Below are 18,643 nucleotides of genomic sequence, written 5' to 3'. Positions count from 1 at the left end.
AAAAAGGGGGATTCGAATCCCCGGTACGATTGCTCATACGCTTGTCACGTCGTTCGCGAACGACGTGACTGGCTTTCTCCGCCACAGAGCGGAAGAGGCGGGATTCGAACCCGCGATACCTTGCGGTATGCACGCTTTCCAAGCGTGTGCCTTCAACCACTCGGCCACCCTTCCGCTCTAAGGCGGATTTCAATTATATACCAAAAATTGTTTCTTCAATTTTCGACAAATTGGTAACAAACAAGACCTTAAACCCTTGCCCGCCTCTGGCGGGACTCGGCCACCTTTCCAGCTGCGTAAATTTTCTCAAGTACAATCTATTCAGAACCATTCCCGACCCAAGGCCGGTCCGTCTTGGGCGGAGGCCACCTTTCCATTTGTAACGAGCACAGTCTAGCGAAAGAATGGCTCGAGGGCAACCGTGGCCATGAGGAGCGTTGGAAACCCGCTTCTTTCGTTGTACAATTGAAGAGGAAGAGAAAGCAAACAAAACTATGGATGTACCGAAAACACTGACCTTCGTCGAGCCGCGCGTAGTGATTCGCGCTTTACCGGTCGGCATGGGGGACACCGTTGCAGATTTTGGCGCGGGATCAGGGCACTTCTCGTTCGAATTCGCCCGGGCGGTCGGGTCTGATGGTACGGTCTACGCGCTCGATGTCTTGCCTTCAGCCCTGGAGGCGATCACGAGCCAGGCCAAGACGCTCGGACTCGGCAATGTTGTCGCGCAGCGCTGCAATTTGGAGCGCGCGAACGGATCCGGTCTCGGCGCAGCGTCTGTCGATTGGGTTATCGCCAAGGATGTGTTGCTCCAGAACAAAGACAAAGGCGTCATCATGCGCGAGGTGGCCCGTATCCTGAAGCCCACCGGTCGAGCACTCATCGTCGAATGGGACCCGGATGAATCGATTGTCGGTCCCGAAAGAGGACTGCGCATCAAGCCAGATGAAATGAAACGCGTCATTGCAGATGCCGGACTGGAGGTCGTCGAAGAGCCGCCGGTCGGTGGCTTCCACTACGCTTTTCTGGTTGAGAAGAAACACTAGCCTATGAAACGTCGTATATCACTCTTCGCCTCCCTCGTTCTCCTCGGTGGTTCTCTGCTCACGCTCTCTGGTTGTGGCGGGCCGGATTCTGTACCGTACGAGGTTTCTCTTGAAATCTGGGGGACATTTGATGATTCTGATGCGTTCAATCAGATTGCCAACGAATACACGAAGCTCAACCCCTATGTAAAGCAGATCAAGTATCGCAAGATCGCTCCCGAGACGTACAAGGAAGACTTGCTCGACGCGATGGCTTCGGGCAATGGGCCAGATATCTTCATGCTTCGCAATACCTGGCTTTCTAGTTTTGCTGACAAGGCGATCCCGGCCCCGGCCAATTTCCTGACCGAAAAGACCGTCCGTGACTCGTTCGTCGATGTCGTGGCCGACGATTTCCTCAACGCGGACAAGCAGGTGATGGCGGTCCCTCTGTCGGTCGATTCACTCGCGCTCTATTACAACAAGGATATCTTCAATGCGGCGGGCATCACGGCGCCACCCAAGACCTGGGAGGAGCTCGTCGCGATGGTCCCACTCCTCGTCAAGCAGGATGAGTTCGGCAATATCAATCAGGCCGCGATCGCGCTCGGGGCGGGCGAAAATGTGAATCGTTCTTCCGATATCCTGCTCAATCTGATGCAGCAGTACGGGGCACCGATAACGGATCCGCACTTCGGCGACCAGCTGAATCGGCAGGCGCTCGAGTTTTATACGCAGTTTGCCCGACTCGGTCTGCCGACCTATACCTGGAACCAACGGCAGCACTACTCGATTGATGCGTTTTATGAGGGGACGCTCGGGATGATGATCAACTACTCATATCACTACTCGACGATAAAACAGAAGAACGCGAAGCTGAACTTTGCCATCGCGCCACTGCCCCAATTCAGGGATCGTGCCCCAGTGAACTTCGCCAACTATTGGGGTTTCGCTGTCACCAAGAACAAGACTCAGGTCGCTGATCTCTCGCGGCCACAGGCGACACTCTCGACCGAGAATTACCAACAGGCTCGGGTGCATGAGGCATGGCAGTTCCTGTCATACTTGACCTTGCCCCATCCGACTGGGGTGCTGCAGCTTGCCAATGCCTTTTCGGGGAAGACGGCGGACTTTCCTCTCCCCATCGACCCAGCCAAAAAATATATCGAACTGACGAAGAAACCAGCGGCGCGCCGAGATCTCATCGATGCTCAAAAGGACGATGTCGTCCTCAGTCCGTTCGTCGCCGGCAACCTCATCGCGAAGAGTTGGAAGCCGGGGAATATTGAACAGGCGGAGGGACTGCTCGTCGAGACGATCAGCGCGGTGGTGCGCGGTGAACGGACGGTCAGCGAAGCCCTTTCGATACTCGATAGCCGATACACCCAACTCAACCGACGCTGAGAGTGACTAAGAAATATGTCCGAAAAGAAAAAAAGAATGAGAGTCACGGAAGATGATGCGGAACACACGAGTTTTGTTCCGCGCTTCATCGAGCACCTGTTTGGTGCCGTCGAGCGTTTCATCGACCGAGTTTCAGGCATCGCTGAGGACCGGGCACTCGCAGTCATCAGTCTGGTCGTGTCGCGTCTCCTCCTATGTTTGTTCCTCGTCATTGGTATCATTTTCCTCTTGACAGGAGGGGTCCGGGTCATCGACCATATCGTGCAGTTCCCCGGTATCGGACAAATTGTCCTTGGCTCGCTCACATTGCTCGTGACGGGTATCGTCTGGCTTGCTTCGCGCCGGCACTAGAGTGATAAGCCTTGTTATGTTCCCGGGTGTTTGCCGTCATCCGTCGGGGTACATGAGGCGGGTTTCCTCGAGTTTTTCCATTGGGGTATAATCGGTGCAGAGAGAGCCATACCCTATGCTTCGCCTTTTCCTCGTTATTGTCGGTTTCCTGGCGACTTCCGCAGGTGGGTTGTGGTACAGTTTTTCAGACAGTACCCCACTCGATGAGACCGCATTCGAAAACGCCCCGCTCACTCTAGAACCGCAGCCGACCGATACTCCGTTGACGGAATCGGTAGCGCCCCAGGCGAGCGCTCCCGCACCTGCCTCAGAGCCAGAAAGACCCCCTGAGTCGCAGAAGCCGACCGGAGAAGCGGCAGCCGTGAAGCCAGCGGAGGCAGCCACACCGGAGCCAAATGCGACAAGCGGTCTATCGGTTCAGCCTCGGCTCTTGCGTTTTGGCTATCGTGTCCCGCCGGCCCCGCGCAGTATCGACACCATCGTCTTGCATTCGTCGTACAATGCGCTCGGCGGGGACCCGTATCTGGTGGACAAAGTCATCACCGAGTATGAAGGCGACGGCGTTGGCGCTCATTATCTGATCGACCGGACGGGCACAGTCTACCGCCTCATCGAGGAAGTAAACATTGCCTACCACGCGGGGGCATCGAAAATGCCCGACGGCCGCAAGAACGTAAATGATTTCTCTATCGGCATCGAGATCATCGCGACCGAGGAAAGCGGCTACACGGACAAGCAGTACGCAGCCGTGAACGCGCTCGTCGGGGATATCAAGAGCCGCTACAAGATAAAGTCTGTCGTTGGCCACGCCGATATCGCCCCTGGCCGGAAGTCTGACCCCTGGAAATTCGACTGGAAGAGGCTGAAATAATTGTTTATACTGCTGCGGGTTTTTAAAAGAGCAAATGAAATGGGCTAATCTATTTTCAAGGGGAGATTTTTACTGATCTGGTTATAGAGGTAGGCCGTTTCTCCGTTTTGAGCCAATGAATAGGCTTGCTTAGCTGCCTGTAATGCCTCATCTCTTTTACTTAGTTTATATTCTGCTATTGCCAAATCCATCCAAAGCTTCCAAAGCTGCGGATATTTGTCGAGTTTGTTTCGTATGAAAGCCTCCGCTTCTACAGGATCACCCCTCGTTGCCAGTAACCATGCCATATTTGTAACAGTGTCGCTGAGCTCATTTATCTCTATGGATTTCTGCAATGCTTCTTTTGATTCTGAATAATTCCCCAGCATGAGGTACGCAGCACCGAGATTGCTAAGTGTCTGGGCGTCGGTAAAGTGGGATGAAGACTTCTCTAAGAAGCCGATTGCGTTATTTGCGTCGCCACGTCTGAGATATTCTGCGCCCACCGCATTGGCAAGTATATAGTTATTTGGATCGTGCTTTATATCATGTTTGGCTAAAGTGAACTCATCACTCCAATCATTATTTCTCACGATAGTCCTGACTGATAGGAGAACAATAATGATAGAGACGGTGATTGCCAGGTAATTGATGACACCCCCATTCCTTTTTTCGATAAAGTATTGCGCTAGTACCCCCAATAATCCGAGAAATCCTATCATCGGGAAATAGAACCATCTCTCTGATACGGTTTGCTCAGCGGGAATTATTTGGATAAAAAGAATTAGTCCTATGAGTAACCAAGTCGCAAAAAATATGAAGAGGATAAACTCGCCACTTTTTGATTTGTAGAGATGGTGCGTAAAGATAATGCTTCCAGCCAGTAAAATGAGCAAAATCATCAATGGTATGTAAAAATTGCTGAATCCAATCTCTGGAATCGTCCAGACTTGTGAAAAACTCAGGTGAAGCGGGAATAAGAAGGTGCCGAGGTAGGTTATGAGAATTTTCGGAATGTGCAGGAGTCTTTCAATCAAAGACATTGTCATGATGGGCGACTGATGAACCTCAGGAAAATAGACATGCCCAACACCAAACCGTAGGATGGCGTAGACAATCACCACAAATACTAAACTACCAGCGCATGAGAATACGTTTTTCTTATCGTATAAGAATTTAAATGACAGGATAATGGGGATGAATAGGGAGCCAATTTCATGAGATAAGACTGAGAGTAACAAGAAACTCGAAAGTAGGGCGTAATCCCTTGGCCTGATATTGTTTCTGATAACAATCCTGAATGCAAGTAGGCCGAATAGAAGGGACAGTATGACCCCTGAAGACGATATGTATGCAACAGCCTCTACATTCATTGGATGAATCATGAATATGAGGCTGAGGGAAAAAGCGAGTACTTTACTAAAGCAGTGCTTAAAAATAAAAAAAACAAGAAGACCATTGATGATATGAATGATGAGCTGAAAAAAATGGAAAAAGACGGGCTGGGCTCCAAAAATGCTCCAAAGAAGAGAAAAGTAGATGGTCTGCAAGGGACGATAGAACAGCCCGACCAAAGTCCCGTCGCCAGCATCAAAGGTACTTCCTTGGAAAAAAGTAAAGAAGTTTGAAAAGGAATGCACGATCGGATTATCGAGGATTTGCTTCCGATCGTCTGAAAGAAATTCGCCGAATAATCCGTTTAGGTAAACAAGAACAGTGAGCCCTACCAACAGGTAAGTAAATTGTTGATAGGAAAAATTCTTTACAAAGCTGTGCAACTTCATAAATCAGTCTTGTTTGATGATGTTCCCCCCCTCGGATTGTTGTTGCAATATTCTTAACATATTGACGGTGAACGCATCCAGGCCCATTGTAGCAGTAAGAAAGCGAAAAATTTAACAGAAAGCATAAGTTTAATGACAAAGCCGAAAGGTCAATCGGTGTGCTTATAAGTCTAAGCGTGCCACAGCTTGATTCACCCTGGCTCCGTGATACAGTACAACTGACACAGGGCCAATACTTTTTTATATACTATGAACTCTTTCCTTCTCACTCTCACCAAGACTGATGCCCGGCTCGTTCTTATGAAGGATGGGGAGGTTGTCGCGGAAAAAAGCTGGGCCGAGAGCCGGGACTTGGGGCGGCAGCTGTTTGAGGGGATCGAGGCGCTGCTCTCGGGAAACAACCTGCATCCTGGGGATGTGAGCGATTTTCGGCTTGAAACAACCGTTTCTGACAACTTCACCTCGGTGAAAATTGCTGAGACGGTGGCAGGAGTGTATACTTGGGCAGTGAGCGAAGGGAAACTTCGCGACACTGTGACGCTGAGTGAAGGAAAAACAGACAAAAAGTAGCTGAAAACCGACCCAGGACTCAACCAGAGCCAGGGGTTTTTCTGTCCTATTTGACAGGATTTTTAGCTCTTGCTACACTCACAAGTACTTTAGAGAAAGTTTTCGATTTCTGGAACGAGGTCTGTCGAAAAGCTGTTTTCAAGAGGGAAGTGGTTTCTCGATAGGCTTACTCGCTAAGGCACGGGTGATGCATACAGTCGAGTGCTCGAACAATTCGACCATCGTTGGGACAAGTAAATAACGTAATCCTCATACCCCCGGCTTATCATCTCGCCTGATAAGACGGAGCGGCGTGAGTGTTTTTCTATGACCAAGGGCAAAGCGCTGCGTGTCAAGGACGCTATCAGCACCGGTTCCTCATTGAAGAAGCGTCGATTCTTCAAGAACCGCATCACCGTGTCCCTACCGGACCTCATCGAAGTGCAGACGGCTTCGTACGACTGGTTCTGGAAGAAAGGCCTCCAAGAGCTCCTCGATGAGATTAACCCGGTGACGGACTTTACCGGCAAGGACCTGGAGCTCTCTCTCAATGGGTACTACCTCGATGAGCCGAAATATATTGCGAGCGTGGCGAAAGACAAGAATATCTCCTATGAGGCGCCGCTTCGCGCAAAGGCGACTTTGCTCATGAAGAAGACAGGCGAAGTGAAAGAGCAAGAGATCTATCTCGGCGAAGTCCCGCTCATGACTGAGCGCGGTACTTTCATCATCAATGGTGTGGAGCGTGTCGTCGTCTCCCAGCTTATCCGCTCCCCAGGCGTGTTTTTCACCATGGAGTACCAGAAGGGCAAGAAGCTCTTCGGTGCGAAAATCATCCCGAATCGTGGGGCTTGGCTCGAGATTGAGACTGACCTCGATGGCGTCTTGTCTGTGAAAATTGATCGCAAGCGTAAGCTCGCTGTGACCGCACTCCTCAAGGCATTTGGCCTGACCGAAAAGGACATCCGTAAGGCCTTTACCGATATCGACAAGGGAGACATTCATTATATCGAGACGACTCTGGCCAAGGACGGCGCGGCTAACCAGGGCGAAGCCTATCGCGAGGTCTACAAACGTCTCCGCCCGGGGGACCTCGCCACCGAGGAAAACGCCAAGCAGATGATCGATGGCATGTTCTTCAATTACGAGCGCTATGACTTTGGTGCGGTTGGCCGCTATCGCTTGAATCAGCGCCTGGAAGTCGATCGTCCCGACAAGGAAGAGAATCGTGTCCTGAATCTCGACGATCTCATCCTCATCATTCGCGAGGTCATCCGCCTCAACAATGATCCGGAAGGCAAGGCCGACGATATCGACCACCTCGGCAACCGTCGCGTCCGCGCCGTGGGCGAACTCATTCAGAACAAGCTGCGTGTCGGACTCTACCGCATGGTGCGTAACATCAAGGATCGCATGAGCACCTGTGATGTCGAGACCGTCGTCCCGGGACAACTCATCAATCCGCGTCCAGTCGCGGCGGCCGTGAAGGAATTTTTCTCCAGCTCGCAATTGTCGCAGTTCATGGACCAGGTCAACCCGCTCGCCGAGCTCGAACACAAGCGCCGTCTGTCTGCCATGGGGCCCGGCGGTCTCACTCGCGAGCGCGCCGGCTTCGAAGTGCGCGATGTCCATCACAGCCACTACGGTCGGATCTGTCCGATCGAGACACCGGAAGGTCCGAACATCGGGCTCGTCGGTCACTTGGCGACCTATGCTCGGGTGAATGAATACGGTTTCCTCGAGACGCCGTACCTCATCGTGAAGCATGAAGTCGCGGCAAAGAAAGAGGAGCTCGTGCACCGTATCCTCCGCGAGACTGTTGAGGGTGTGGCCAAGAAGGGCGAGCTCTTGACCGAAGAAATCGCCGAAAAAGTCGCGGCCAAGAAAAAAGGCAAAACAGTCGACGTGATGCCGTTCGTCTCGCTCGAAATCGAATACTTGAATGCGATCGTTGAAGACCGCAAAATTATCGCGCATGCCGGGATTTCTCTCGACGACTACCGAAATATTACTGGAATGCAGGTCGAAGCCCGCGTGAAGGGTCACCCCGAAACAATCGAGGCCGAAGCCGTCGACTATATCGATGTCTCGGTGAAGCAGTGTATCTCGATCGCGACGGCACTCATCCCGTTCCTCGAACACGATGATGCCAACCGGGCGCTCATGGGTTCGAACATGCAGCGCCAGGCTGTCTCGTGTGTCGTCCCAGAGTCGCCGGTGATCGGTACGGGGATCGAAGACAAGGCAGCTCGTGACTCGGGTCAGGTCGTCCTCGCCCTCGATGGCGGCGAAGTCGTGGCTGTCGATGCGGATCACATCACAGTCCGCTCCAAGGCCCCAGTCGGCTCCAAGAAGGAACACCTCGATCGTGAGTACCCGCTTCAGAGCTTCGAAAAATCAAACGCCTTCACTTCCATGAACCAGGTGCCCCGGGTAACCAAGGGCCAGAAAGTCGAGGAAGGCGATCTCCTCGCGGACGGCGCTTCGACCGAGCAGGGTGAACTCGCCCTCGGCCAGAACATGCTCGTCGCATTCATCCCATGGGAGGGTTACAACTACGAAGATGCGATCATCATTTCCGAACGCGTCGTCCAGCGTGACCGTTGGAGTTCCATCCATATCGAAGACTTCTCTATCGACGTGCGTGACACGAAGCTTGGACCGGAAGTCGTGACTCGCGACATCCCGAACATCGGCGAAGACCGCCTGAAGAACTTGGACGAGAACGGCATCATCCGCATCGGAGCGGAAGTGTCGTCCGGCGATATCCTCTGCGGCAAGATTACCCCGAAAGGTGAAGGTGATCTGACCGCGGAAGAGCGACTCCTGCGCGTCATCTTCGGCGAGAAATCGCGTGATGTGAAGGACTCGTCCCTCTACCTCCCGCACGGTGAGCACGGCAAGGTCGTCGATGTAAAGATTTTCTCCCGTGACAAGGGCGACAAGCTCCCGATGGGTGTCTTCGAACAAATCCAAATTTCCGTCGCACAGCTTCGGAAGATCCAAGTCGGCGACAAACTCGCCGGTCGTCACGGTAACAAGGGCGTCATCTCGCATGTCGCTCCTGTCGAGGACATGCCGTACCTCCCGGATGGTACGCCCGTCGACGTTATCCTGAACGCGCTCGGTGTCGCCTCGCGTATGAACATCGGTCAGATCCTCGAGACGCATCTCGGCTGGGCGGCTTCGACCCTCGGTTATAAGGTTGCCAGCTCATCGCTCGACGGTGTCTCGGAGACCGACATCAAGGCACAACTGAAAGAAGCGGGCCTGCCGGAATCAGGTAAGATCCGCCTCGTAAATGGCAAGACAGGGGATTCGTATGACAATGAGTCGACTGTCGGTGTCATGTACATCATGAAGCTCAACCATTTGGTCGACGACAAGATCCACATGCGCTCCATCGGACCCTACTCGCTCATCACGCAGCAGCCACTCGGTGGCAAGGCGCAGTTCGGTGGGCAGCGCTTCGGTGAAATGGAAGTATGGGCGCTCGAAGGTTACGGCGCGGCGCATACCCTCCAGGAAATGCTTACGATCAAGAGTGATGATGTGCTCGGCCGTTCGAAAGCCTATGAGTCCATCATCAAGGGAGAGGCGATCAAGAGTCCGAATATCCCGGCTTCCTTCCATGTGTTGGTGAACGAACTCAAGGGTCTCTGCCTCAATGTCGAATTGAAGGGGGCAAAGACAATCTCGATCGACGGGGAGGATGATATTGAAACCGTATAATTAACTAACAACGAACAACCCACAACCAACCACTGCTCTCAACAAATACTTCTCAGAATCAAATTGTTGTAGGTAGTCAGTCGTAAGTTGTCAGTTATCATCATATGGAAAACATCACCAAAGTTAGCGATTTCGACTCAGTCAAACTGACGCTCGCCTCGCCCGCTGACATCCTCGAATGGTCCAAAGGCGAAATCACCAAGCCTGAGACCATCAACTATCGAACCCAGCGGTATGAACCGGATGGACTTTTCTGTGAAAAGATCTTCGGCCCGTCGAAAGACTGGGAGTGCTACTGCGGCAAGTACAAGCGGATCCGCTACCAGGGAATCGTCTGCGACAAGTGCGGCGTCGAAGTGACACGCGCCATCGTTCGCCGTGAACGCATGGGCCACATCAAACTGGCGACTCCGGTTTCTCACATCTGGTTCCTCCGTGGTGTGCCGTCCAAGATCGGCCTCGCTCTCGGGATCTCGCCGCAGGATTTGGAACGCGTCATCTATTTCTCCTCGTACATCATCATGGAGGTGAAGGAAGCCCTGAAAGAGCAGACGCTTGAAGCACTCGAGAAGGAGTACAAGGCCAAGACCAAAGAGATCCGGGCCGCCGAGAAAGACGAAACGAAACTTGAGAAAGCACTTGAAGACCTGAAGGAGCAGTATCGGACCACGAAGGACGATATCAAGAACTTGCGTCCAAATCAGATCTTGTCGGAAGTGGAGTACTTCAATCTCTCGAGTCGCTTCGGTCAGGTCTTCACCGCCGGTATTGGTGCCGAGGCCATCCGCAAGATTCTCGAGAAGATGGATATCCCGGACATGGTGGACATCCTGAAGAAAGAACTTTCTGAGGATGAGTCCGTCGATCAGAAGAAACTTCTCCAGCGATTGAAAGTCTACCAAGGCTTCCAGAAGGCCAACCTGCGTCTGGAGTGGATGTTGCCAACCGCGATTCCGGTTATCCCGCCAGATCTCCGTCCGATGGTCGCGCTCGATGGCGGCCGGTTCGCGACATCTGACCTGAATGACCTGTACCGTCGCATCATCAATCGCAACAATCGGCTGAAGAAGCTCTTGGCGATCGGTGCGCCGGAAGTCATCACGCGCAATGAGAAGCGCATGCTCCAGGAAGCTGTCGATGCGCTCTTCGACAACTCGGCCCGTCGTGGACAGGCTTCGACTGCTGCATCGACCGGCCAGCGCCGACCACTCCGCTCGCTCGCTGATGCCCTCAAGGGTAAGCAGGGACGTTTTCGTCAGAACCTGTTGGGTAAGCGGGTTGACTACTCTGGCCGCTCGGTCATCGTCGTCGGACCGAAACTCAAACTCTACCAGTGTGGTCTCCCGAAGAAGATGGCGCTCGAACTCTTCAAGCCGTTCATCATCAACAAACTCATCGAGAAGGAACATGCTCACAATGTCCGCACCGCGGGTCGGATGGTGGATGCCGAGAGCGAAGAAGCCTATGAAATCCTCGACGAAATCATCCCGCAGCACTATGTGCTCCTGAACCGCGCCCCGACGCTCCATCGTCTCTCGATCCAGGCGTTCCAGCCGGTCCTCATCGAAGGGAAGGCGATTCGTCTTCACCCGATGGTGTGCTCTGCCTTCAATGCTGACTTCGATGGTGATCAGATGGCGGTCCATGTGCCGCTGACCGCCGAAGCGCGCGGTGAGTGTGCGACGATCATGCTTTCTTCCAAGAACCTCTTGAAACCAGCCTCTGGTGAACCGATCGTGTCGGCCACTCTCGATATGGTGCTCGGTGCCTATTACCTGACGCATACCAAAGTGTCGGCCAAGGGTGAAGGGAAAGCGTTTGGGACGATGGATGAAGCCATCCTTGCCTATGACACTGGGGCGATCGCGATCAATGCCCTGGTCCGTCTCTCTTGGGCGGGCGCGATCATCGAGACATCGGTCGGTCGGATTCTCCTGAATGATATCTTGCCACCCGAACTCCGCTTCGTGAACGAAGAAATGACGAAGAAAGACCTGAAAGTGCTCATCTCGCGGATTCTCGAGACGCTCGGTCAGGATGAGGCAGCGCTCTTCGCTGACCGTTTGAAGGATCTCGCCTTCAAGTCGGTTTCGAAGTCAGGGTTTAGCTGGGGCATGGATGATCTGAAGGTGCCGAAAGAAAAGAATGAGCTGATCCGTCTGGCTGAAGAAAAAGTGAAACTGGTGAAGGATCAGTTCAATATGGGGCTCCTCACCAATGAAGAACGTAAGGGTCGAGTCATCGAAGTTTGGAATGAGACGAAGAATCAGATCACGGACGCCGTTCGCGCGACGCTCGACAAGGAAGGCCCAGTCTATGCCATGGTCTATTCCAAGGCGCGCGGTTCGGAATCCGTTGTCGTGCAGATGACCGGTATGAAGGGGCTCATGGCTGGCCCAACTGGGGAAACCATCGAGCTTCCAGTGAAGTCGAACTTCAAGGATGGTTTCAATGTGTTGGAGTACTTCATCTCGACCCACGGTGCACGTAAGGGTATGGCCGACACCGCACTCCGGACGGCGACTGCCGGCTATCTCACCCGTCGTCTGGTCGATGTGTCTCAGGATATCATCGTCCGTGAGAACGACTGTGCCGATACGACGGGTGCCTATCTCTATCGCGAGGATTCCGACAAGATCGGCATGTCCTATGCGAGTCGTATCGAAGGCCGTTACGCCGCTGAGACGATCAAGGATCCGGCCTCGGGCGACATTATCGCCAAGAAGAATGAGCTCATCTCTCGTGCCAAGGGCAAGGAAATTGAGACGAACAAGGCGATTCCAAAGGTCAAAGTCCGTTCACTTGTCACCTGTAAGTCTCGGCGCGGTGTCTGTCAGAAATGCTACGGTATCGATTTGGGTCGCAATGCCTTGGTCGAGCTTGGTGTTTCTGTCGGTGTTGTCGCGGCTCAGGCGATTGGTGAGCCGGGGACACAGCTGACTATGCGTACCTTCCACGTCGGTGGAGTGGCTGGGTCCGACATCACCCAGGGACTCCCACGGGTGGAAGAGATCTTTGAGGCTCGGACACCAAAGACTGAAGCGATTCTCTCGGAGGTCGATGGTCAAGTGACATCCATTGAGAAAGAAGTGAAAGTGGTGAAAGTTACCGTCCTTGATGAAGCGAAAGTCGAACACGAGTATTCAGCTCCAGCCAATGCTGCGGTGAAAGTGAAAGTTGGCGACCTCATCGGCAAGGGCTCCATCCTCTCTGAAGGACATGTCGATCTGAAGAAGCTTCATGAAGTCATGGGTGAGGAAGCCGTCCATCGCTACATCATCCGTGAGATCGAAGAGATTTATGCAGCGCAGGGTGAAGGTATCAATGACAAGCATATCGAAGTCATCATCCGTCAGATGCTCTCACGTATGCGAGTGGCTGATCCGGGCGACACGATGCTCCTCCCAGGCGATATCGTTGAGAAGGATCAATTCCACGAAGCCAACGAAGAGATTGAAAAAACGGGTGGAACGAAAGCGACCGGCGAAGTCATGGTGCTCGGTATCACGAAGGTTGCGCTCTCGACCGAGTCTTTCCTCTCGGCGGCGTCCTTCATGGAAACCGCCCGTGTCCTCATCAATGCAGCTGTTCAGGGTCGCGAGGACCGACTCCGTGGCCTGAAGGAGAACGTCATCATCGGACGACTCATCCCGGCTGGGACGGGCTACCGCGAAGGTCAGGAGAAACGCTAGGTTTTCCTGCGAGGAGAGTCTGACGACAAAAATCACCCTGGTGCATGCCAGGGTGATTTTGTTACCCAGGAAAAGCTAGCTTAGGCCCATGGTGACCCGCTTGAGACCTTGATGACCCCCTGACCGAATGTCCAAAAGAGTGCTACACTACCCAAAAACCCACCTCTCAAAAAAATGCCCCGCTCCCTTCTCATCTTCCTCGCTCTCTTCATTCTCGCTACCACGACCCTCTCCCTCGTCCCCACCACGTCTCTCCACGCAGGCCTCATTCCCTGCGGCCTCTCCACCCCAGACCCCGATATCCCCGGAGGAGGGACAGAACGTTGCACCCTCTGCCATCTCTTGGTGGGGATCAGTCGCATCGTCGTCTTCCTCCGAAACATCATGGCCGCAGTCGCGGTCGCCGTCTTGGTCGCGATGGCCATCATCTACCTCACCTCAGGGGGGAATGAAGGTCGCATGACCTTTGCCAAAGGAGGCATGTTCGCGGCTTTGATTGGACTCGGTGTCGTCCTCTTAGCCTGGGTCACGGTCAACTTCATCTTGACGCTTCCCATCATCAATACTACAACCGGTCTCATCCGTACCGGTTGGGATACGGTGAGCTGTAGTACCACATCCCTCTCGACGGGAGCGGTGGCTACAACCACCCCCACCCCTAGTACGGGCGGAGGTGGAGCGAGTGGCACGGGTGGAGGGCCTGGGAGGTGGAGGTGATCTCGTCACCTTGCCCAGAGATACATCCGGCGCGGTCATTGTTGCTCCCATCGCTTCGCCAGCGAGCCTTGGTGTGACGGCTCCGTCTGCTTCGAGTGCAATCCTCTCATGGGGAGCAGTGCCTGGAGCGACCGGGTATGAGGTGGAACGCTGTACGGGACTGACCTGTACCGTCTTTACCTCCTGGGTACGTCCAATACCACGAGTTTTACCGACACCACCCTCACTCCCGGTACCAGCTATTCCTACCATGTCCGTGCGATCACCTCAGCTGGAGTCTCAACCTGGTCGAATGTGGTGGGAGTGACGACACCTGCCAATCCTGGGAGTACACCGGGGACCGGGGCGATGTGTCCCGATCCAGGATCTCTCCAATTCCTGTATGGCAAGAGCTGGGTGAGTGATTTCACCCAAGCCGGCAACAACCTGCCCGTCCGTTGGGAAGTGAGTGTTGATGCCAACAACCAGCTCACCTATCGAGTCACCTGTCGGATGAGTCTCCTCGGCTGGGGAGCTGATCTGTCCCCTCAGATCACCGTCCCCATTGGGAGTGTCACAGGCAGCTCCTTCCAGGTCTTGAGTCCGGGGACCCAACGCCTGACGAATGCTCAGGGCAACTACTGTGAAGTGACCCTCAATGCTTCGATCCTTTCCTACACCCCAAGGACGAGTGCCACGATGACCTTCCAGGGGCAGAACTTTGTCACGGGGGCGTGTTCGGGAGGGAGTGGGAGTGATGGGGGTGGAGGGAGTGGGGGGACGGATGGAGGAGTCTATCTCCCTGGGGTGGGGAATTGTCGGATTGGGACGGCCCTTGTTTCATCAAATGTCTATGATTTTCCAACCGCACCCTTTCAATATTTTGATGTCGAATCGAAAGTATATGTGTGGGGAGTAGTAGGGGGGATCGTCTCTATTCCGTATACTCGAACCGGTACAGGCAATGTGCAAACGCGGTGGTGGGATGGTGCCGGGTCTGCTGGCCTCGCGAGAATATCCCTATCCTCAACACCCGGCGGCGGAGCAACACCTGAATGTACGAGTGGCGTTGGAGGTACGGTTATCCTTGATGACACACACTGTGTTCCTCCAGCAACCGGCTATGTTAACTTCACACTCAGTGGGTGTGGGCAAGGAAGTAGAGCATGTATGTTTGCGATTCTGCCTGTCGGCATCAATATTCAAAACGGTGACCCGCATGCCGGTGCAGCATGTCCGGCACCGACTGTGGGGACAGGCACAACCGCGTCCTGCTCGGCTGGTGCGCCAGGGGATCCGGGATTTGGGAGCGGCACATGGCGACCGAGTGGCATGACGAATGTTTGGGTGGTGGATCAAAGCAGTCTTGGTGGCGCGGGTAGTAATACAGCTATCCCAGGTTGTCCAAATGGGATAAACTTTGCCTTCAATTGTCCCGGGGCTTCACCTAATGGCATGACTCTCGACAATGGACATGTCGTTGCGGTACGTTATGTCGCGACAACCATGCCATCTTCGGGGCAGTATATAAACGTCCACCGAGGTACTGGGAGCGGGGATGGCGTGACCGGACGCACCACCATCTCACTTTCCACTCGACCCAATGATTTTTCGACTTCGGCCGCCTGTACCCAGACTGCTGACCCAGGTGGTCACCCCCGCATTCTCATTGGACCAACGGGTTGTCCCGTCATTTCCGGTAGTTTGTATTACCTCAATGTCCGAAGTGATTCCGGTTGCACGAATTCACTCTGTCGCGTCTCAATCGTAGAGCCTCCTGTCTTGGGTGGCACCACGGTGAGCTGTGCCGCCGGCAGTGGGAGTGGTTCAGGCTCAGGTTCGGGGAGTGGAAGTGGCGGTGGTGGGAGTGGTACAGGCACGAACAGTACCCCCGCTTTCCCCTGGACGATTCATGGCACCACCTATACCAGCCTCTCTGCTGTCCAGACCGCCTTCTCACCGAGCTGTGTGAATGTCAATGGTGTCACGGTCGTGCATGGCTTCGGCCCGTGCGTCAGTGGGACAGCGCCGTAGGTACCGATATACATACTGACTACCTCTGAGCCCGAAGGCATCTTGGGGAATTTTGATTCGACTGCAATTGGGCTGCTATACTATTAGATATATGGGGCGGAAAAAGAAAGATCAATCCGAAAAAAAGCCGGATGAGAAACGGCGAGAAGCGCTCGGGAGTGATGCCAAACGCGGTATCGCTGCTTTGTTTCTCCTGGCCTTCGCTATCCTCTTCCTCCTCTCGTTCATCGGGCAGGCAGGGTCTTTCGGTCTGAACGTCGATCAGTGGGTGGGGGTGACCGTGGGTTGGAGCAAGTGGTTACTTATCCCACTGTTACCGCTCATTGGTTACTTCATTATCCGGCGACATGCGACGAATCTCTCTGATATCATCCGGTATTTCGGATTAGGCTTCGCGTTCTTCGCCTTCCTTGGTTTGTCGCATCTCTTCCTCGGGGACACCGCCAAGGAATTGCGATCCGTGGCGCTCGCACGCGAGGGCGGCGGCTTCATCGGCTATCTCTTCGCGAGTCTTCTTTCGGGTGCGATGGGAAAGATTGCTGCGTTCGTCGTCCTCTTCACGCTCTTCGTCTCGGGAGTCATCGCGGCATTCAATGTGTCGCTCCTGCATTGGTTCGAGCATGTGACGGCGCGTTTCCGAAAGGAACCAACCGAAGAGGTGTCGATCGATGGACAGGAATCGGCGCTTATATCACCGGCGGTAGCCGACGCAGCGCTTTCGCTCGAAGGGGCATTGAAGTCGGCCGAGATATCAGAACCTGTACCGGAGACGATCGAGGGGAAGGTGGATGCACCTGCCGAACAAACAGCCGGCAATATCCAAAATATCCGCTTTGCTGAGAACGAATCAACAGAGACAGCCACAGCAGCTGTGAAGGGTGTTGAGGGAATGTCCAATGGGAATGGGGAAGAAGAGACGGTTCTGGTCCCGGCTTTTATCCGGCCGAAGCGACGACGAGTGCAGTGGGAACTCCCGCCACTCGAGCTCCTCGCAGCGTCCGATGCCAAGGGTGGTGGCGGCGATATCGAACAGAATAAAGACATCATCATCCGGACCCTGAAGCATTTCCATATCGATGTGGAGCCGGGCGAAGTCCAAGTCGGCCCGACGGTGACCCAGTACACTTTCCGGCCGGCGGTTGGTGTGAAGATTTCAAGTATCACGCCGCTCCACAATGATCTCGCCCTCGCCCTTGCCGCGCAGCATATCCGGATCGAAGCACCGATCCCTGGGAAGTCGCTCATCGGTATCGAGGTGCCGAACAAGGCGAAGGTGAATGTCCGTCTCCGCGAATTCCTCCAATCGAAAGAATTCCGTGCGCGGCACTCGAACCTGACCATCATTCTCGGTCAGGACGTCTCAGGCCGCTACGTCTATGCCGACCTGGGACGCATGCCGCACCTCCTCATCGCGGGGACGACCCGGTCCGGCAAGAGCGTCTGTATCAATACCCTCATCCTCTCGCTCCTTTATCAGAATTCACCCGAGGATCTGAAGTTTATCTTCGTTGATCCGAAGCGCGTCGAGTTGTCGCTGTACAAGGGGATCCCGCACCTGAAGACTGATGTCATTGTTGATAATCACAAAGTCGTGAACGCTCTGAAATGGACTGTCGGTGAGATGGAGCGGCGATACAAAGCGCTCGAGGCTGTCGGGTCGCGGGATATTTCCTCCTACCGGGAAAAAATTGCCCGCGGCGAGAAGAAGCGCGTCGTCGATACTGAGACGAGTGAAGTCCGAGAAGAGGAACTTGCCCCGATGCCACAGGTCGTCATCGTCATCGATGAGATGGCTGACCTTATGGTCGCCCATGGGAAAGAGGTCGAGTCATCCATCATCCTCCTCGCTCAGAAAGGTCGGGCAGCGGGTATCCACCTGGTGCTTGCAACCCAGCGTCCCGAGGTAAATGTCGTCACGGGTCTCATCAAGGCGAACATGCCGGCCCGGATTTCCTTCAAGCTCAAGTCCAATGTCGATTCGCGCACCATCCTCGATACGGGTGGAGCCGAGAAACTTCTGGGCAATGGTGATATGCTCTATTCTTCGGCCGAGACATCGACTCTTCAACGTATTCAGGGCGTATTTGTTTCGGAGGATGAAGTTGAAAAGGTGGTGCGTTTTCTCGAGCGACAAAAAGTTGAAAAAGGAATGGATGAGATCGGTGAGGATTTCGGCGGGGGAGATGAACACCCGATCGACCTCGACGGTGTCGGTGAAGCGGATGAGGATGAACATGATCCGATCTATCAAGCCGCAAAAAAACTTGTTGTGGAAACGCAGCGTGCGTCGACGACGTATCTCCAGACATTTCTCAAAATCGGCTATCCGAAAGCGGCACGGGTCATGCAGACGCTCGAGCAGCGCGGTGTCGTCGGGCCGGAGGTGAACAAGAAGCGCGAGGTGATCCTGAAAACTCTCGAGGAGGGGAAACAGTATGGTGACGATCCGCTGTCGGATCAGGCGGAGCGAGAAAAGTGGCAGCTGTGAGGATAGCGGGTAGCTCTTTAGCTCGTAGCTTGTAGGGA

The 18,643-nt window shown here is 54.1% G+C and carries 12 protein-coding genes and 1 tRNA gene; 11 read left to right on the top strand and 2 right to left on the bottom strand.

Annotation, left to right across the window (positions count from 1 at the left end; all coding sequences use genetic code 11):
* Window positions 1–89: 89 nt before the first annotated feature.
* Window positions 90–174: transfer RNA gene (locus tag IPJ68_05120), tRNA-Ser, on the bottom strand.
* Between the two features lie 320 nt (window positions 175–494).
* On the opposite strand from IPJ68_05120, the gene IPJ68_05115 reads away from it, so the two are divergent.
* The 4 genes from IPJ68_05115 to IPJ68_05100 all read left to right on the top strand — a co-directional run bounded on the left by IPJ68_05115 (window position 495) and on the right by IPJ68_05100 (window position 3,651).
* Complete coding sequence (locus IPJ68_05115) at window positions 495–1,046, top strand: class I SAM-dependent methyltransferase (protein QQR78429.1); 552 nt, start codon at window positions 495–497, stop codon at window positions 1,044–1,046.
* A gap of 3 nt (window positions 1,047–1,049) precedes the next feature.
* Entirely contained in the window at window positions 1,050–2,429 is a 1,380-nt protein-coding gene (locus tag IPJ68_05110) for an extracellular solute-binding protein (GenBank protein QQR78428.1), read from the top strand.
* A gap of 15 nt (window positions 2,430–2,444) precedes the next feature.
* Window positions 2,445–2,780 carry a hypothetical protein gene (locus tag IPJ68_05105; GenBank protein QQR78427.1) on the top strand — a complete coding sequence of 112 codons (336 nt, stop codon included), beginning with the start codon at window positions 2,445–2,447 and terminating at the stop codon, window positions 2,778–2,780.
* Between the two features lie 115 nt (window positions 2,781–2,895).
* Window positions 2,896–3,651: an N-acetylmuramoyl-L-alanine amidase gene (locus IPJ68_05100; protein ID QQR78426.1), complete on the top strand. Its 756-nt coding sequence runs from the start codon at window positions 2,896–2,898 to the stop codon at window positions 3,649–3,651.
* 44 nt (window positions 3,652–3,695) lie between these two features.
* Here the strand turns inward: IPJ68_05100 and IPJ68_05095 are convergent, their stop codons facing one another.
* The gene (locus IPJ68_05095; GenBank protein QQR78425.1) at window positions 3,696–4,754 is read right to left on the bottom strand and encodes a tetratricopeptide repeat protein; all 1,059 of its coding nucleotides are present in this window, start codon (window positions 4,752–4,754) and stop codon (window positions 3,696–3,698) included.
* Window positions 4,755–5,006: 252 nt separating this feature from the next.
* On the opposite strand from IPJ68_05095, the gene IPJ68_05090 reads away from it, so the two are divergent.
* The 7 genes from IPJ68_05090 (at window position 5,007) to IPJ68_05060 (ending at window position 18,605) form a co-directional block, all read left to right on the top strand.
* Window positions 5,007–5,258, top strand: a complete 252-nt coding sequence (locus tag IPJ68_05090) for a hypothetical protein (GenBank protein ID QQR78424.1) — start codon at window positions 5,007–5,009, stop codon at window positions 5,256–5,258.
* Window positions 5,259–5,663: 405 nt separating this feature from the next.
* A complete protein-coding gene (locus IPJ68_05085; protein QQR78423.1) occupies window positions 5,664–5,984 on the top strand; it encodes a hypothetical protein in 321 nt (106 codons plus the stop codon).
* Window positions 5,985–6,290: 306 nt separating this feature from the next.
* Complete coding sequence (locus IPJ68_05080) at window positions 6,291–9,695, top strand: DNA-directed RNA polymerase subunit beta (protein QQR78422.1); 3,405 nt, start codon at window positions 6,291–6,293, stop codon at window positions 9,693–9,695.
* Between the two features lie 104 nt (window positions 9,696–9,799).
* Window positions 9,800–13,387 carry a DNA-directed RNA polymerase subunit beta' gene (rpoC, locus tag IPJ68_05075; protein QQR78421.1) on the top strand — a complete coding sequence of 1,196 codons (3,588 nt, stop codon included), beginning with the start codon at window positions 9,800–9,802 and terminating at the stop codon, window positions 13,385–13,387.
* 174 nt (window positions 13,388–13,561) lie between these two features.
* The gene (locus tag IPJ68_05070) at window positions 13,562–14,104 is read left to right on the top strand and encodes a hypothetical protein (protein QQR78420.1); all 543 of its coding nucleotides are present in this window, start codon (window positions 13,562–13,564) and stop codon (window positions 14,102–14,104) included.
* Between the two features lie 294 nt (window positions 14,105–14,398).
* Window positions 14,399–16,117, top strand: coding sequence for a hypothetical protein (locus tag IPJ68_05065; GenBank protein QQR78419.1), 1,719 nt, complete (start codon window positions 14,399–14,401; stop codon window positions 16,115–16,117).
* Between the two features lie 91 nt (window positions 16,118–16,208).
* The gene (locus tag IPJ68_05060) at window positions 16,209–18,605 is read left to right on the top strand and encodes a DNA translocase FtsK 4TM domain-containing protein (GenBank protein ID QQR78418.1); all 2,397 of its coding nucleotides are present in this window, start codon (window positions 16,209–16,211) and stop codon (window positions 18,603–18,605) included.
* Window positions 18,606–18,643: the final 38 nt, after the last annotated feature.

The organism is Candidatus Moraniibacteriota bacterium (assembly GCA_016699425.1).
In the GTDB taxonomy this organism is placed as follows: Bacteria; Patescibacteriota; Minisyncoccia; order Moranbacterales; family UBA1568; genus SSEF01.
The sequence above is the reverse complement of the archived record's forward strand: the minus strand, read 5'-3'. Positions and strand labels throughout refer to the sequence as shown.

Coding starts and splice junctions, on each gene's coding strand:
- IPJ68_05100 (QQR78426.1), top strand. CDS start 2,896: ATGCTTCGCCTTTTCCTCGTTATTGTCGGTTTCCTGGCGACTTCCGCA.
- IPJ68_05060 (QQR78418.1), top strand. CDS start 16,209: ATGGGGCGGAAAAAGAAAGATCAATCCGAAAAAAAGCCGGATGAGAAA.
- rpoC (QQR78421.1), top strand. CDS start 9,800: ATGGAAAACATCACCAAAGTTAGCGATTTCGACTCAGTCAAACTGACG.
- IPJ68_05070 (QQR78420.1), top strand. CDS start 13,562: ATGCCCCGCTCCCTTCTCATCTTCCTCGCTCTCTTCATTCTCGCTACC.
- IPJ68_05110 (QQR78428.1), top strand. CDS start 1,050: ATGAAACGTCGTATATCACTCTTCGCCTCCCTCGTTCTCCTCGGTGGT.
- IPJ68_05105 (QQR78427.1), top strand. CDS start 2,445: ATGTCCGAAAAGAAAAAAAGAATGAGAGTCACGGAAGATGATGCGGAA.
- IPJ68_05080 (QQR78422.1), top strand. CDS start 6,291: ATGACCAAGGGCAAAGCGCTGCGTGTCAAGGACGCTATCAGCACCGGT.
- IPJ68_05090 (QQR78424.1), top strand. CDS start 5,007: ATGAATCATGAATATGAGGCTGAGGGAAAAAGCGAGTACTTTACTAAA.
- IPJ68_05115 (QQR78429.1), top strand. CDS start 495: ATGGATGTACCGAAAACACTGACCTTCGTCGAGCCGCGCGTAGTGATT.
- IPJ68_05085 (QQR78423.1), top strand. CDS start 5,664: ATGAACTCTTTCCTTCTCACTCTCACCAAGACTGATGCCCGGCTCGTT.